Genomic DNA, 14,781 nt, shown 5'->3' with positions numbered 1-14,781 from the left:
GCGTTCCCGGCCCCGACCGTGCTCGGCCTGCCCGTCCCGGTGGTGGGACCGGGCGTGCCGCCGACGGTGATCGCGCCGGCGCCGTATGAGGCCGGCGCCGTACGGGGCCGGCGCCGTACGCGCGACGCGGTCGTGGGCCCGCGCGGGGCCGACCCGGTGCAGGTGGGCGCGGCCCGGCCGGCGACCCCGTGCCGGTGGTCGAAGGCGGCGGGGCCTGCGGAGGTGGAACCTACGGGGCCGGGGCCTACGGGGGGTGGAACCCGCGGACCGCGGTCAGCGGGGCCGGGGCCTGCGGGGGTGCGGCGGTCTAGCAGCCGGGCACGGAGCCCTTGCCCGTCCTCAGCGCGACCAGCGCGCTCACCGCGCCCTTCAGGGTCGTCACCGGGATCAGCCGCAGCCCTTCGGGCAGCTCGGCCTCGGCGTCCGCGCACTCCGCCTTCGGGACGAGGAAGACGGTCGCCCCGTCCCGCCGGGCGGCCTGCGTCTTCAGGGCCACGCCGCCGACCGCGCCGACCGTGCCGTCGGCGGTGATCGTGCCCGTGCCGGCGATGGTGCGGCCGCCCGTGAGGTCGCCGCCGCTGCCGCCCTCCAGCTTGTCGACGATGCCGAGGGAGAAGAGGAGCCCGGCGCTGGGCCCGCCGACGTCGGCCAGCTTGAGGCTGACCTCGACGTCCTTGCCGTCGAGTCCGAGGTAGCCGAGCGCGGCCTGGGTCGCCGCGTCCTGCGACCGCCTCATCTGCTCCTCGTTGTGCCGCTCGATCTCCTTGACGCTCTCGCCGCTCGGGTAGACCGAGTCGCGCGGCATGACCGCCCGGTCGGTGCGGAACCAGCCGTCGACGACGTCCGGGAGGGTCACGCGCGTGTCCGGGGCGGTCGCCACGATCGTCGTCATCCGCAACTGCCCGCTCGTCTCCCGGGTCCGCGCCCCCGAGATCGTGATCACCGGCGTGCCCTTGTTCTCCCCGAGCACGTCCGCCGTCATCCCCGGCTGCGCCACCGAGAACGGCAGCGGCGCGAACACCGCGGTGGCGAGCAGGGCCGCGACGGGAACGGCGCAGACGGCGAGGGCGCGGGGGCGCGTGAGACGAGAGAGCACGGGATCAATCTAACGCGGGGACGGGAACCGGCCGGCGGCGCGGGGACCGGCCCACGGCGTCAGCGCAGGGCCTCCGCGACCTCCCGCGCCGCCTCCATCACCCGGGGCCCCACCCTCTCCGGCACCACGTCGGCGAGCATCACCACGCCCACGCTGCCCTCGACCCCCGACACCCCCAGCAAGGGGGCCGCGGCGCCGCACGCCCCCGCCTCCAGCTCCCCGTGCGTGAGCGTGTAACCCGGATCCCCCGCGGGCTGCTGCCGCGCCGAGAGGATCGCCTTGCCCGCCGCGCCGCGGTCCAGCGGATGCCGGAACCCGGCCCGGTAGGCGACGTGGTAGTCCGTCCACGTCGGCTCGACGACCGCCACGGCCAGCGCCTCCGCCCCGTCCACCAGCGTCAGGTGCGCCGTCGCCCCGATGTCCTCCGCCAGCGACCTCAGCGCCGGCATCGCCGCCTCCCGCACCAGCGGGTGCACCTGACGCCCCAGCCCCAGCACCCCGAGCCCGACCCGGGCGCGACCGCCCAGGTCACGGCGTACGAGCGCGTGCTGTTCCAGGGTGGCGAGCAACCGGTACACGACGGTCCGGTTCACTCCCAGTTTGTGGGAGAGTTCGGTGACGGTCAGGCCGTGATCGGTCTCGGCCAGCAGTTTGAGGACGCGCAGTCCCCTGTCGAGCGTCTGGGAGGTCTCCGCGGTCACGACGCCCACTCCTTAGTGGTGAGGTCGGCGGCCCCCGTACGGCTGAGTGCGTCACCGAGTCCCGTCGGTGACGCGCACCAGCGGCCGCCGATCGGCTGGCGGCCCGGCCTTGTTCCGGGCTCAGTCGCTTCACGGCTGCGCTCCGCGGCGGCGCTGCCACGGGGCGTGTGCGTAGCGGGACAGTAGCGAGCCGGTCCGCTCAGCGGAAGGCTCCGTCCAGAATCCGGGCGGTGGCCGACGGGAAGTACTTCGCTTTGTCCGGATACGCGTATCAGCCGTGCGCCGCCGCACGCTTCCTGGGCGGCTGCCCCCAGGGACCGCGCACCGCCCAGCGGGGACCGCGCTCAGGAGACCGGGAGCCGCACACCGGGAACCGCGCACCGCCCCACGGGCGGCGCGGGTCACCGCATGCGGGTGGCCCACTCCCGCACCTTGGCGATCCGCTGCCGCAGCTGCCCCGCCGTGGCCTCCGCGGCCGGCGGCCCGCCGCACACGCGGCGCAGCTCGGTGTGGATGACGCCGTGCGGCTTGCCGCTCTGGTGGACGTACGCGCCGACCAGGTTGTTGAGCTGCCGCCGCAGCTCCATCATCTCCTTGTGGGAGACCACCGGCCGTCGCTCGGCGGGCAGTTCGAGCAGGTCGGCCTCCTCGTCCGGCTTCTTGCGGCTGTGCGCGATCTGCCGGGCCTGCCGCTTCTGCAGCAGCAGCTGCACCTGGTCGGGTTCCAGCAGGCCGGGGATGCCGAGGTAGTCCTGCTCCTCCTCGCTCCCCGGGTGGGCCTGCATGCCGAACTCGGCGCCGTTGTACATCACCCGGTCGAAGACGGCGTCGGACTCCAGCGCCTCGAAGGGCAGCATGTCCTGCTCGCCGGTGTCCTCGTCCTGCTCCCGGTTCGCCTCCTCCATCTCCTTCTCGGACTCGGCGTAGGGGTCCTCCTCGCCCTCCTTCTTGGGCTTGTCCAGGACGTGGTCGCGCTCGCGCTCCATCTCGTTGGCGAAGGAGAGCAGGTCGGGCACGGTCGGCAGGAACACCGACGCGGTCTCGCCGCGCCGCCGGGACCGCACGAAACGGCCGACGGCCTGCGCGAAGAACAGGGGCGTGGAGATCGTGGTGGCGTACACGCCGACCGCGAGCCGGGGCACGTCGACGCCCTCGGACACCATGCGGACGGCGACCATCCACCGGTCGTCGCCGGCGCTGAACTCGTCGATCCTCTTCGACGCGCCGGCGTCGTCGGACAGCACCAGGGTCGCCTTGTGGCCCGTGATGTCCCGGATGAGCTTGGCGTAGGCGCGCGCCGACTCCTGGTCGGAGGCGATGACGAGGGCGCCCGCGTCGGGGATGGCCTTCCTGACCTCGGTGAGGCGCTGGTCGGCTGCGCGCAGCACCGCGGGCATCCAGTCGCCGCGCGGGTCCAGCGCGGTACGCCAGGCCTGGCTGACGGCGTCCTTGGTCATGGGTTCGCCGAGCCGGGCCTCGATCTCGTCGCCGGCCTTGGTCCGCCAGCGCATGTTGCCGCTGTAGGAGAGGAAGATGACCGGCCTGACGACGCCGTCGGCGAGCGCGGAGCCGTACCCGTAGGTGTAGTCGGCGGCGGAGCGCCGGATGCCGTCGTCGCCCTCCTCGTACGTCACGAACGGGATGGGGTTGGTGTCGGAGCGGAACGGCGTACCGGTCAGGGCGAGCCGCCGGGTGGCCGGCTCGAACGCCTCCAGGCAGGCCTCGCCCCAGGACTTGGTGTCACCGGCGTGGTGGATCTCGTCGAGGATGACCAGGGTCTTGCGCTGCTCGACCCGGTTGCGGTGCAGCATGGGCCGCACGCCGACACCCGCGTAGGTGACGGCGACCCCGTGGTACTCCTTGCCGAGCGGCCCGGCGCTGTACTCGGGGTCCAGCTTGATCCCTATCCGCGCGGCCGCCTCGGCCCACTGCTTCTTCAGGTGCTCGGTGGGCGCGACCACGGTCACCTGCTGCACGACGTGGTGGTGCAGCAGCCAGGAGGCCAGCGTCAGCGCGAAGGTCGTCTTGCCGGCGCCGGGGGTGGCGACCGCCAGGAAGTCGCGCGGCTGCTCCTGGATGTACTTCTCCATCGCCCCCTGCTGCCAGGCGCGCAGCTTGCTGGCGGTACCCCAGGGGGCGCGGCCGGGGAAGGCCGGGGACAGGTGGTGCGAGGCGGAGCTGGCGGTGGTAGTCACGGTCTCCGTGGAAAAGGTCGGGCGGCTCGGACGGGAGAGCCGCGCGGCTCGGCTGCGTATGACAACCGGGCCACCCTACCGGCGGCCCGGCGGCACCGACGCGCGGACGGCACCGGGTCGCCCGAGGGTGGGACCGACGTCACAACCGCCTCAGCCGTCCCGTGATCCCCGCCCCCTGGCCCGGCTCCGGAGGCCGCGCCGGCGACCGGTTCACGCCTCCCGCTCCCGCAGCCGCGTCGTCACCCAGGCCCCCACCAGTGCCACGGCCGCCATCGGCAGGAACACCGCGGCGAAGGCGGCCGGGCGGGAGCCGGAGGCCTCGGCGGCGGTGTGGGCCACGGTGCCGCCGCCGAGCGCGGCGAAGGCGGCCCCGCCGGCGGCCAGCAGCACGATGTTGGACAGGCCGTCGGAGATCTGCAGGGCGGCGGAGTTGGTGCCGGCCTCCTCGGGGGCGGAGAGGCGCAGCAGCAGGACGCTGGTGGAGGAGATCACCAGGCCCATGCCGAAGCAGCCGAAGGCCCAGGCGACGGTCACCGTCCAGGCGGGCACGGCGTCGACGAGCACGCTCGGCGCCGCGGCGATGGCCGCCGCCACCAGCAGCATCCCGACGGTCATCAGCCGCTCCCGGTACGGCTCCAGGCGCGGCCGGGACTGCACCCACGAGCCCAGCGCCCACGTCCCGCCGCCCGCCGCGAGCGAGAACCCCGCCAGGGTCGGGCTGAGCCCGCGCTGGGTGACCAGCATCAGCGGCACGAAGGACTCCGCGGCGATGAAGGACCCCGCGGCGACCCCGCGCAGCAGCACGACGGAGGGCAGTCCACGGGCCGCCCGGTACGTGCCGCGCGGCAGCAGTCCGAGCACGGCCGGGACGAGCAGCGCCGCACCGGCCGCGCCGGGGAGCAGGGAGGTCCAGCGCAGGTCCTGGGCGGCGTACTGGAGCAGTCCCGCGCCCAGCGAGATGCCCAGCGCCAGCCGGATGCGGTGGCCGTCGAAGGAGGCGGCCGGCTCCTTGCCGGCCGCCGGCCCGGCCGCCCGGCGCCGTATCTGCGGCAGCGCGAGCGCCAGCGGGAACACCACCAGCACCGGGATCCCGACGAACACCCACCGCCAGCCGAGGTGCTCGGTCACCGCGCCCGAGGCCAGCGGGCCGACGACCGACGGGACGACCCAGCTCGCCGCGAACGCCGCCATGATCGCCGGCCGCAGCCGCTGCGGGTAGGCCCGGCCGACGACAACGTACAGCGCGACGATCACCAGTCCGCCGCCGAGGCCCTGCACGGCCCGCCCCAGGATGAACAGCCACATCGCCCCGGCGGTGCCCGACAGCAGCAGCCCGGCCGCGAAGGAGGCGATACCGCAGGTCAGTGCCCCGAGCGGTCCGCGCCGGTCCGACCACTGGCCGGCGAGCACCATCCCGAACAGACTCGTCGTGAAATAGCCCGAGAACGCGAACGCGTACAGCGGCACCCCGTCCAGCTCCCGGGCCGCGACCGGCATCGCCGTCCCGACCGCCGTCGCCTCGAAGGCGATCAGCAGGACGACGGAGACGGTCCCGATGCTCAGCGCACGGTAGGAGCCGCTCAGCACGGTCCTCTCGTCCCGCTCGGCCAGGGGGTGAGCAGGGCATGCGGAGGTGTCCGCGACATCGGTGACATCGGTGTCGCGCGGGTCCGGGGCGGTCATGCCCGCCAGCGTAAGGGCCACAGGCCGCTTTGACCCCTGTCGGGAGACGGTCACGGCCCGGGACCTTGGTCGTACGACCGCCCGCCGGCCGGCCCCCTTCCGTGTTTCGTGAACGGCGTGTGGCAGTCCCGTTGCGGCGGCCCCGGTTCCCTTGAGGCGTGCCCGGCCGTCGGCCTACGGTCGGTGCACCGGGTCCGGAACGGCGAAGCACCCCAGGGAACTTCGCCCCCGGCACGGCCGTGTGCCCGAGCGGTTGAGGGGCTCGCCTGCAAAGCGAGTTACACGGGTTCGATTCCCGTCACGGCCTCTGCTCTCCTTCCCCTCTCCTCGAACAGGAGCACAACCCCTGGCGCCCTCCGGGTGTCCAGGACATGACCGGGCGGTCAAGACCCCGGTCGTCGTGCTTTCCGTTCCGAGGAGTAGACCCGCCGTGCGCCAACACCTCCGCCCCTCGGCAGCCGTCGTGGCCGCCGCCGCGATCGCCGCCGCCGTTCCCGTAGTCGCCGCGCCCGTGGCGCACGCCGAGGAGGCCGGGCCCGCCCTGGTGGTCTCGACCCTGCCGCGCACCGCCTTGAAGCCCGGCGAGGTGTACGACGAGTCCGTCACCCTCACCAACAAGGGCACGGCGGCCGTGGACGGCGTCACCTTCCGGGTGCGGCTGACCCGTGGCCTGGACTTCCCCGAGCCGGTCGAGGGCTGCACCTACTCGACCGTCGGCGACCAGGTCAGGCAGGCGCTGTGCGCACTCGACACGGTGATCGAGCCCGGCGCCTCGATCACCACGCCCGTACGCTTCAAGGCCCTGCCCAAGGCACTGATGGAGGCCGTCGAGTACGGCACCGGGCCCGCCGGTGAGGCCCCGGCCGAGGGGTTCGGCGACAGCCACCGGCGCCTGACGCTCACGGCGGACAGCTCGGCCGACCTGGTCGCGGTCGGCGACCGGACCGAGGCGCTCCCCGGCGACCGGCAGTCGGTCACGGCGACGCTGCGCAACGACGGCCCCGGCTGGGTCCAGGACCAGGAGAGCGACGACCTCCCGGCCCTGCTCGTGCAGATCCCGCCGGGCACTAAGGCCGTCGAAGTGCCCCGGGAATGCGCGCCGTTCGGCATCGACGGCCCGAGCGGGCCGCAGGGGACGCCGGGCAAGCCGAAGTACGTCTGCTGGCGCACCGGCGGCGTGGTGGAGGTCGGCGAGTCGCTGTCCTACACCTTCGTCCTGAAGATCGACGACACCGCGCGGGACACCGAGGGCGTGGTGAAGGCGACCTCCGTCTACGACATCGCCCCGAAGTACGACGACAACCCCGCGAACAACACCGCGCGGATCAGCGTCGACCTGCCCGACGACAACGAGCCCGGCCCGAGCCCCACGGGGGACGCGAGCACCGGCGGCAAACCGGCGGACGGCGGCTCCGGCACGGGCGGGGGCGGCAACGACCCGCAGGGCCAGGCCGCCGGCGGCACGGGCTCGACGGGCTCGGCCTCGGCGGGCACCCCGGCCGGCGGTTCCACGGGCGGCTCCGTCGGCGGCAACCTGGCCGCCACGGGCTCCGACGGCGCCCCGCTCCTCGCCGGCGCCGCGGCCGCCGTCGCGGCGCTCGGTGGTCTCCTGGTCCTCGCCGTACGCCGCCGCACCGCCGTCAAGCCGTCCTGACCGGCCGGGCCGTCCCGACCGTCCTGACCGGCCGGGCCGCCGGGGCGACCGTGCTCCGGGCCGGCCGGCCGGTCACGGCCCGGGGCGCGGCCCCGGCGGACGTGGCCGGTCCGCCGCGTCGCGCCCGGCCCGGCGCCTCACAGCGCCCCGCCCGCCCCGTCCCGGGACAGCTCCGTCCAGTGGGGCCGGTCCGTGTCCGGCGTCGTGCCGGCCGGGCCGACGGCGGACAGTGCCTGGAGCATCGCCATCGCCAGCTGGTCGCACCTGTCGGTCGTCAGCGCCTGGCCGGAGCCCTCGTCGACGGCGTGCTCGCGGTGCAGCAACCAGAGGGTGAAGGCGAGGGTGGAGATGTCCTTGCTGAGCGGGTGGAGGACGGCCTCGGATTCGCTCCAGCCCAGAACGGTGCCCGTCGTCCCGTCGACGACCAGGCTGTTGTCCTCCACCAGGTGGCCCAGGCGTATCAACCGGTCGGCGCGGGCCGGGAGCCGGCCGGCCGGGAACGCGCCGGGGCGTTCGTCCTCGTAGTACTCCGTCAGGGTCCGCGGCGGCATGTCCGGGTCCAGGCCGAAGAGGAAGCCGTTTTCCGGCAGGCCCGTCTCGCGCAGGAAACGGCGGGTCGGCTCGTGCGTGAGGGTGGCGGGGAAGTCGACGTCCTCGAAGCGTGCCACCCCGCCGCGGCCGAACTCCCGCTCCAGCAGACGGATCGGCAGGTCCAGGGCCAGCCCCGACCTCGTCCCCGGGCCGGCCGCGAGGGCGAGGGGGCGGATCAGGGCCGCCATCCTCCGCAACGGCGGCACCCGGCCGTCCGCGCCCTCCTCGAGGAGCGCCAGCAGCCGGCGCGACGCCCCGGCCACCGCCCCGGCCCCGAAGCGGCCCGCGCGGGCCGCGAGCTGGCCGCGCAGCCCGGCCAGTTCGTCCGTCGCCGCGGCGAACCGCACCAGCGTCAGCAGCGAGGGCGCGAGCGGACGGTGGTCCATCAGGTCGGGGCGGTCGTGGAAGAAGTACGCCGCCAGGCCCTCGCCCGTCGCCCCGTCGAGCGGCACCGGCCCGCTCTCCGGCCCGGCCGGGCCCGCCGGTCCCCCCGTGACCAGCCGGTCCCGCAGCCCGGCGGCCGGCCGGGCGCCGGACTCGCCCGCTGGGACCGCCGCGGACCACAGGCCCTCCCGGCACAGCTCCGCGAAGCCCGGCACCCCGCTGTGGCCCGGCACCCCGCTGTGGCCGGGCGGTGCGGGGAGGGGCGGCCGGGGGCGCGCCGGCGCGTGCGTGCCGCACGGAGCCAGTTCGTCCTCGACCGGTGTGATCGTCGCCGTGCCCGTGCCGGTGCTGCTCATGGTTCCCCCGCGCCTACGTGTTCCAGTCCCCGTGCCCCGCGGCCCCGGGCCGAAGCCACCGCCCCGGGGCAGGACGGGCCCGCCCGTCCACCGGGCCCGGCACCCGTCCACCACCACTCGGAACACTACGCGCCACCACTGACAACGCCCCCGAATTTCGGAATGCCCGGACCGGCGCCCCACCTTCAAGGACGCTCGAACCACCCGGCCCGTTGCCTCCGGGCCAGGATCACCCGCGCCGTCTCACCCACCGTCAGGTCCGAGGCGTCCGGCCCCGGTCCGGTCCGCGGGGTCCGGGCCCGCGGCGCCCCGTCCGGGTCCTCGCCGGGCGCCGTGTCCCGCACGACGCCGCGAAGCCGGCCTCGGCGTACGCGGCCGCCGTGGCCACCGGCAGCCGCTGCCGCGACCGGAACCGGGCCTCCCCCTCGCCGCCCGTGCCGGCGCCGGCCTCCCGGCCGTCATCACGCCGGTGCCGAGGACGACGCCCTCCGTCAGGTGCCGGCCACCACCGCGGCCTGTGGCCGGATCGGCAGGCGGTTCACCGGGCGGCCCGTGGCGGCGCGGACGGCGGAGGCGACGGCCGCCGGGGACGCCACCACCGGCACCGCGCTGACCGCCTTCGCGCCGAACGGGGCGACCACGTCCCGTTCCTCGACGAGCTTGACGATCCGGATGTCGGGCGCGTCCAGCGCCGTCGGGAGGGCGTAGCCGGTCAGGTCGGGGTGGCGGACCAGTCCGCGCGGGGTGCGCAGGTTCTCGGTGAGCGCGATGCCCACGCCCTGCGTCACGCCCGCCTCGATCCGGGCCTCCAGCTGGGCCGGGTTCAGCACCCGCCCCACGTCCTGCGCGACGGCCAGTTCCACGACCCGTACCGAGCCGATCTCGATGTCGACGTCCACCACCGCGCGGATCGCGCAGAAGGACAGGCCCACGAAGGCGTCGCCCTGGCCGGACTCGTCCAGCGGCTCCGTCGGGTGCGGGCGGCACTGGGCGGTGGCCCACAGTTCCTTGCCGTCCAGCGCCTCCGCGACGGTCGTCGAGAGCACGCCGTCGTACGAGGTGATCTTGCCGTCCGTGATCTGCAGCAGCTCCGTGGACATGCCGAACTTGTGCGCCAGGGGCTGGAGCAGCTGGGTGCGGACCATCTTGGCGGCCCGTTCCACCGCGCCGCCCGACACCCAGGTGTGCCGGCCGCGGCAGCCCGCGCCCGCCGGGGGCTGGTCGGTGTCCACCGGCGCCACGTGCACCTCGTCGACGCCGAGCGTCTCCTGGACGATCTGCCGGGCGAGGGTGGTGAAGCCCTGGCCGGTCTCGACGGCCGCGCACAGCACGGTCGCCACGCCGTCCTGGACCTTCACGGTCGCCGTGGACACCTCGTCCGCGCCCTCCGCGCCGAGCATGTGCACCATGCCCAGGCCGTAGCCCACGCCCCGGCGCACCGCGCCCGGTTCGCCCGCGCCCTCGGGCCCGCCGGGCAGCAGCCACTCGTCCTCGGGGGTGTCCTTGGGCAGCGGCGGCAGGGGGTGGTCCCGCACGGCCTGGAGCAGTTCCGCGACGGGCGCCGGGCAGGTCACCGTCTGGCCCGTCGGGAGGACGTCCCCGGTGGCCATGACGTTGCGCAGGCGCAGTTCGGCCGGGTCGAGGCCGAGCTTCTTCGCCAGCTTGTCCATCTGCGCCTCGTAGGCGGCGCACACCTGCATGGCGCCCTCGCCGCGCACATGGCCGGAGGGCGGGTTGTTGGTGCGCACGGCCCAGCCCTCGATGAAGGCGTTGGGGACGACGTACGGACCGCAGGCGAAGGCGACCGCGGCGGCCAGGGCGTCGGAGGAGGTGTCGGCGTACGCGCCCGCGTCCAGCAGGATCTGCGCCTCGACCTTGACCAGCTTGCCCTCGGCGTCGGCGTGGTGGCGGTAGCGCAGCAGGGTGGGGTGCCGGTGGGCGTGGCCCAGGAAGGACTCCTCGCGCGTGGCGGTGAGTTTCACCGGGCAGCCGGTCCTCAGCGCGAGCAGGCCGAGCGGGAGCTGGAAGCCCTGGTCCTCGCGGTCGGCCGTGGCGCCGGGGACGCCGGTGACGACGATCTTCACCCGTTCGGGTTCCAGCCCGTAGCAGGCGGCGGCCGTGTCGCGGTCGGTGTGCGGGTCGGTGGAGGCCAGGTACAGCTCCACGCCCCCGTCGGGGCGGGGCACCGCCAGGCCCGCCTCGGCGCCGATGGGGGCCGGGTCCTGGCGGCCGATGCGGTACAGGCCCTCGACGACGACCTCGCCGTGCGCCTCCGGGTCGCCGTGGCGCAGCGGGATGTGCCGGATCAGGTTGCCGTCGGGGTGCAGCGGCTCGGCCTCGAAGGCCCTCTCCGGGTCGGTCACCGGGTCGAGCACCTCGTACTCGACGATGACGGCGGCGGCGGCCATCCGGGCGGTGTCCGGGTGGTCGGCGGCGACGGCGGCGATGGGCTCGCCGTGGTGGCGCACGACCTCGGAGGCGAAGACCGGGCGGTCGGCCTTGCCCCGGCCGTGCAGCGGGGTGCCGGGGACGTCCTCGTGCGTGACGACGGCCCGTACGCCGGGCATCTCGCGCGCGTGGGAGGTGTCGATGGACACGATGCGCGCGTGCGCGTGCGGCGAGCGCAGCACCGCGCCCCACAGCAGGCCCTCGGCCCACAGGTCGGCGGCGTAGGGGAAGGTGCCCTCGGTCTTCGCGCGCGCGTCGGCGGCCGGGAGGGAGGCGCCCAGGCCGTGCGGGATCGGTTCGGGGGCGGGGACGGCCTCCGCGGGCTGCGCGGCCTGCGCGGTGGCTGCTTCGTTGCTCACGCCTGGCCTCCGTCCTGGCCGTAGGGCTGGTCGTGCGGTCCGGGGGGCTGGAACGCCGCGGGGTGGACGCCGCCGGCTCCGGGACCCGCCTGGTGGGGGATACGGGGTTCGCCGGCGTCCGGCTCGGGCTCGTCGGCGCCGGCGGTGTGCGCCTCGCGTTCGGCGACGACCTCCTGGACGGCCCGCACGACGCCCCGGTAGCCGGAGCAGCGGCACAGGTTGCCGCACAGGGCCTGGCGGGTCTCCAGCTCGGTCGGCGCCGGGTTGCCCTCCAGGAGGTCGTGCACGGTCATCGCCATGCCGGGCACGCAGAAGCCGCACTGCACCGCGCCGCACCGGGCGAGCGCCCGCTGCACGTCCGACGGCTGCCCGTCGACGGCCAGGCCCTCGACGGTGCGGACCTCGCTGCCGGCCGCGGTGACGGCCGGCACCAGGCAGGAGGCGACCAGGCGTCCGTCGACCTGCACGTTGCAGGCCCCGCACTCGCCCTGCGAGCAGCCGTCCTTGGCGCCCGCGAGGCCGAGGCGCTCGCGCAGCACGTACAGCAGCGACTCGCCGATCCAGGCGTCGGTGACGGGGCGGTCGGTGCCGTTGACGCGCAGCACGTACGAGGCGAGGGGGTGCTCCTCGCCCGGGGGCGCGTGGGCCGCGTCCTGCGGCGCGTCCGGGACCGGGGCGTCCGGGACCGGGGCGTCCGGGACCGGGGCGTCCGGGGCGGGGGCCTCCTCGTGCAGGGTCCGCCCGTGCGGTTCCGGCTCGTGCGCGGCCTGCTCGTGGGCCGCCTGTTCGTGCGCGGCCTGTTCGTGCGCGGCCTGCTCGTGCGGTTCCGGCTCGTGGGCCGCCTGCTCGTGCGCGGTCGCCGAGGACGGGTCGTCCTGGCCCGGGTCGTCCTGGCCCGGGGCGTCCTGGCCCGGGGCGTCGGGGCCGCCGGACGCGGCGGCCGTCGCGGGGCCGTCGGCGGCCTCGGGGCCGTGTCCCGCCTCCGGGGCCTCCGGGGACCGCACGGCGTCGGCGGCAGGCTCGGCGGGGCCCTCGGCGGCCTCGGCGGCCCCTGGGGCGTCCTCGGGGGCCTCATCGGGCCCGGAGGCCGGCTGAGGGGCTTCGGGGGCGGAGGGGGCCCCCTCCTCGGGCGGCTGCGGGGCCGCGTGCCCGGCCGCGTCCTGCGCATACGGCTCGGCGGGCGGCTGGGGGGCGTGCCCCGCCGCCTGCTCGGGCCCGCCCCGGCCCGGCTCCCCGTGCGCACGGCCGTCGTAGGCCTGGCCCTGGTGCGCGTAGCTCTCCTGCCCGCTGCCGTCGGGGGCCCGGTCCTCGTGCCCGCTGCCGTCGGGGGCCCGGTCCTCGTGCGCGCTGCCGTCGGGGGCCTGCCCGTCGTGCGTCCGGGCCTCGTGCCCGCGACCGGCCGCTCCGGACGGCCCGGGGGCGTGTTCCACCGTGTGCGGCCCGTCGCCCACCTGCTCGGGGGCGTGACCGCCCGCGGCCTGCGGGGACGCGTACCCGGGCGCTCCCGTCCGCTCGTGCGCGGGCCCGGCGCCGGCCTGCTCGTGCCCGGCCGGCGCCCCCTGCTCCCACGGCTGCCCCGGCGCCTGGGGCGCCCAGGGCGCGGCGGCACCGCCCGGCAGGGTGGCCGGGGGCGTCCCGCCCCACTGCTCGACCAGCGCGGACGTGGTGAACTCGCCCGACTCGTCCGGGAGGTCTCCCCCGGCGACGGGGATGGACCACTGCCCGGTCACGTCGTGCCCGGGCGCCGGCGCGGCGGTCTCGGCGGCCGTGGCCTCCTGGAAGCCCCACTGACCGGTGACGCCGGGGTCGTACGCGAACTGGTCGTGCGCGGTGTGCTGCTGCGCCCCGGCGTGGGGGTCGTCCCGCCGGCCGTGCTCGTGGTGGGCCGCGTCCGGACCGTGCTCGTAGTGGACCGCGTCCGGACCCTGCTGGTGGTGGGCCGCGTCTCCGCCGTGCGCGGGGTGGGCCGCGCCGCCCGCGTGCTGCTGAGGGACGGCGCCGGCGCCGTGCTGCGGGTGCCCCGCGTGCGGGTCGTGCCACTGGGCGCCGTCGACGGGCGCGCCCGGCACCGGCCAGGTGCCGGGTGCCGCGGGGTCGGTGCCGGCGGCCGTGGCGGGGGCGACCGTGATCTGCGGCGGCACGTAGCCGTGGCCGGGCGCGGCCAGGGGGCTGTCCGCGCCGGCCAGCAGGGCGTCGATGCCCCCCTCGGGGAGCTTGACGAAGGCGGTGGCGCCGTCGTCGTAGTCGCCCTGCGGCAGCGGGTCCCAGCGCCCGCCGCCCCGGGGCGTGCCCTCTCCGTGCTGGTCGTCGGTCACGACAGCGCCCTCCCCAGTGCTCGTCGGGCCAGCGCGGCGACGGTGCGCCGCAGGTGCAGTACGGCGGGCGGAAGCGGCGGTACGGAGCCGTCCTCGGCCGGGGCCGGATCAGGGATGCAGGCGGCGGCGACGTACTCCCCGAAGGCGCTCAGCGCCTCCGGCACGATCGCGCGGCTGTTGTCCCAGTCGATGAGCTGGGCGACCCAGTGCTCGGCCTCCAGGGGGCGCAGCGGCATCGGCGCTATGGCGCCGACGGCGCACCGCACGCCGCGCCGGGCGGGGTCGAGGACCAGGGCGACGGAGGCGACCGCCCGCCCCGGGCCCGTACGGCCGGTCGCCTTCAGGAAGACCTGCGGGGCGTGCAGCAGCGGCACGCGCACGTACCCGATGAGTTCGCCGGCGCGCAGCATGTCCACCCCGGCCAGCAGGTGCGACACGGGGATCTCCCGGCGGGCTCCGCCCGGGCCCGCGACGATCAGCGTCGCCTCCAGGGCGGCCAGGACCGGCAGCGCGTCCCCGGTGGGGGCGGCCGTGGCGATGTTGCCGCCCAGGGTGCCCGCGTTGCGGATGTGCGGCGGGCCCGCGGCGCGCGCGGCGGCGGCGAGCGCCGGGATGAGGGCGGCGAAGTCGGGGCGGCCCATGCGCGCGTGCGTCAGGCCCGCGCCGAGCAGCGCGTGACCGTCCAGGTACTGCCAGCCGCGGATCTCGCTGATCCGGCCGAGCCCCACCAGCGCGGCGGGCCGCAGCTGTCCGGAGTTGACGGCGGCCATCAGGTCGGTGCCGCCCGCGACGGGCACGGCGGCCGGCATGGCGGCGAGTGCCGCCACGGCCTCGTCCAGCGTCGTGGGCAGCGTCACGGCCTGCGCCGCCTGCGGTGCGTGCGTGGTCAAACCGGCTTGCCCCTTCCCGCTGCCCCACCTGGTCCCACCTGTGTTGCCGTACGGTACGTGCTGACAGGGCGGACGTGGCAACTCTGGCACATCTTCGCAAGAGCCGAGG

General features: G+C 76.1%; 9 protein-coding genes and 1 tRNA gene. 2 read left to right on the top strand and 8 right to left on the bottom strand.

The features are described 5' to 3' along the window. Window positions 1-307: 307 nt before the first annotated feature. The 4 genes from AB0L29_RS10135 to AB0L29_RS10120 all read right to left on the bottom strand — a co-directional run bounded on the left by AB0L29_RS10135 (window position 308) and on the right by AB0L29_RS10120 (window position 5,675). Complete coding sequence (locus tag AB0L29_RS10135; protein ID WP_365825308.1) at window positions 308-1,096, bottom strand: S16 family serine protease; 789 nt, start codon at window positions 1,094-1,096, stop codon at window positions 308-310. A gap of 59 nt (window positions 1,097-1,155) precedes the next feature. Continuing rightward, window positions 1,156-1,797 (bottom strand): helix-turn-helix domain-containing protein, encoded by a 642-nt coding sequence (locus AB0L29_RS10130; protein ID WP_365825307.1) that lies wholly within the window; start codon window positions 1,795-1,797, stop codon window positions 1,156-1,158. A 401-nt stretch (window positions 1,798-2,198) separates the two neighbouring features. Then, complete coding sequence (locus AB0L29_RS10125) at window positions 2,199-3,992, bottom strand: DEAD/DEAH box helicase (protein ID WP_365825305.1); 1,794 nt, start codon at window positions 3,990-3,992, stop codon at window positions 2,199-2,201. A 210-nt stretch (window positions 3,993-4,202) separates the two neighbouring features. Next, the gene (locus AB0L29_RS10120) at window positions 4,203-5,675 is read right to left on the bottom strand and encodes an MFS transporter (protein WP_365825303.1); all 1,473 of its coding nucleotides are present in this window, start codon (window positions 5,673-5,675) and stop codon (window positions 4,203-4,205) included. Window positions 5,676-5,910: 235 nt separating this feature from the next. On the opposite strand from AB0L29_RS10120, the gene AB0L29_RS10115 reads away from it, so the two are divergent. Beyond that, a tRNA-Cys gene (locus AB0L29_RS10115) sits at window positions 5,911-5,982 on the top strand. Window positions 5,983-6,105: 123 nt separating this feature from the next. Next, on the top strand, window positions 6,106-7,329 hold the full coding sequence (locus AB0L29_RS10110) for a hypothetical protein (protein WP_365825301.1): 1,224 nt from the start codon (window positions 6,106-6,108) through the stop codon (window positions 7,327-7,329). A gap of 137 nt (window positions 7,330-7,466) precedes the next feature. Here the strand turns inward: AB0L29_RS10110 and AB0L29_RS10105 are convergent, their stop codons facing one another. From AB0L29_RS10105 to AB0L29_RS10090, 4 genes are all read right to left on the bottom strand, one after another. Further along, the gene (locus AB0L29_RS10105; protein WP_365825299.1) at window positions 7,467-8,660 is read right to left on the bottom strand and encodes an SUKH-4 family immunity protein; all 1,194 of its coding nucleotides are present in this window, start codon (window positions 8,658-8,660) and stop codon (window positions 7,467-7,469) included. Between the two features lie 491 nt (window positions 8,661-9,151). Then, window positions 9,152-11,467 (bottom strand): molybdopterin cofactor-binding domain-containing protein, encoded by a 2,316-nt coding sequence (locus tag AB0L29_RS10100; protein ID WP_365825297.1) that lies wholly within the window; start codon window positions 11,465-11,467, stop codon window positions 9,152-9,154. Next, window positions 11,464-13,782 (bottom strand): 2Fe-2S iron-sulfur cluster-binding protein, encoded by a 2,319-nt coding sequence (locus AB0L29_RS10095; RefSeq protein ID WP_365825295.1) that lies wholly within the window; start codon window positions 13,780-13,782, stop codon window positions 11,464-11,466. Before AB0L29_RS10095 ends, AB0L29_RS10100 begins: the two co-directional genes overlap by 4 nt. Continuing rightward, window positions 13,779-14,672 carry an FAD binding domain-containing protein gene (locus tag AB0L29_RS10090; protein WP_365825293.1) on the bottom strand — a complete coding sequence of 298 codons (894 nt, stop codon included), beginning with the start codon at window positions 14,670-14,672 and terminating at the stop codon, window positions 13,779-13,781. The genes AB0L29_RS10095 and AB0L29_RS10090 overlap by 4 nt, the downstream gene beginning before the upstream one ends. Window positions 14,673-14,781 lie beyond the last annotated feature (109 nt).

The organism is Streptomyces sp. NPDC052701 (assembly GCF_040678355.1).
In the GTDB taxonomy this organism is placed as follows: domain Bacteria; phylum Actinomycetota; class Actinomycetes; order Streptomycetales; family Streptomycetaceae; genus Streptomyces.
The sequence above is the reverse complement of the archived record's forward strand: the minus strand, read 5'-3'. Positions and strand labels throughout refer to the sequence as shown.

What these genes read in the sequence shown, in the direction of transcription:
- AB0L29_RS10120 (WP_365825303.1), bottom strand. Translation starts at nt 5,675, where the DNA reads ATGACCGCCCCGGACCCGCGCGACACCGATGTCACCGATGTCGCGGAC.
- AB0L29_RS10105 (WP_365825299.1), bottom strand. Translation starts at nt 8,660, where the DNA reads ATGAGCAGCACCGGCACGGGCACGGCGACGATCACACCGGTCGAGGAC.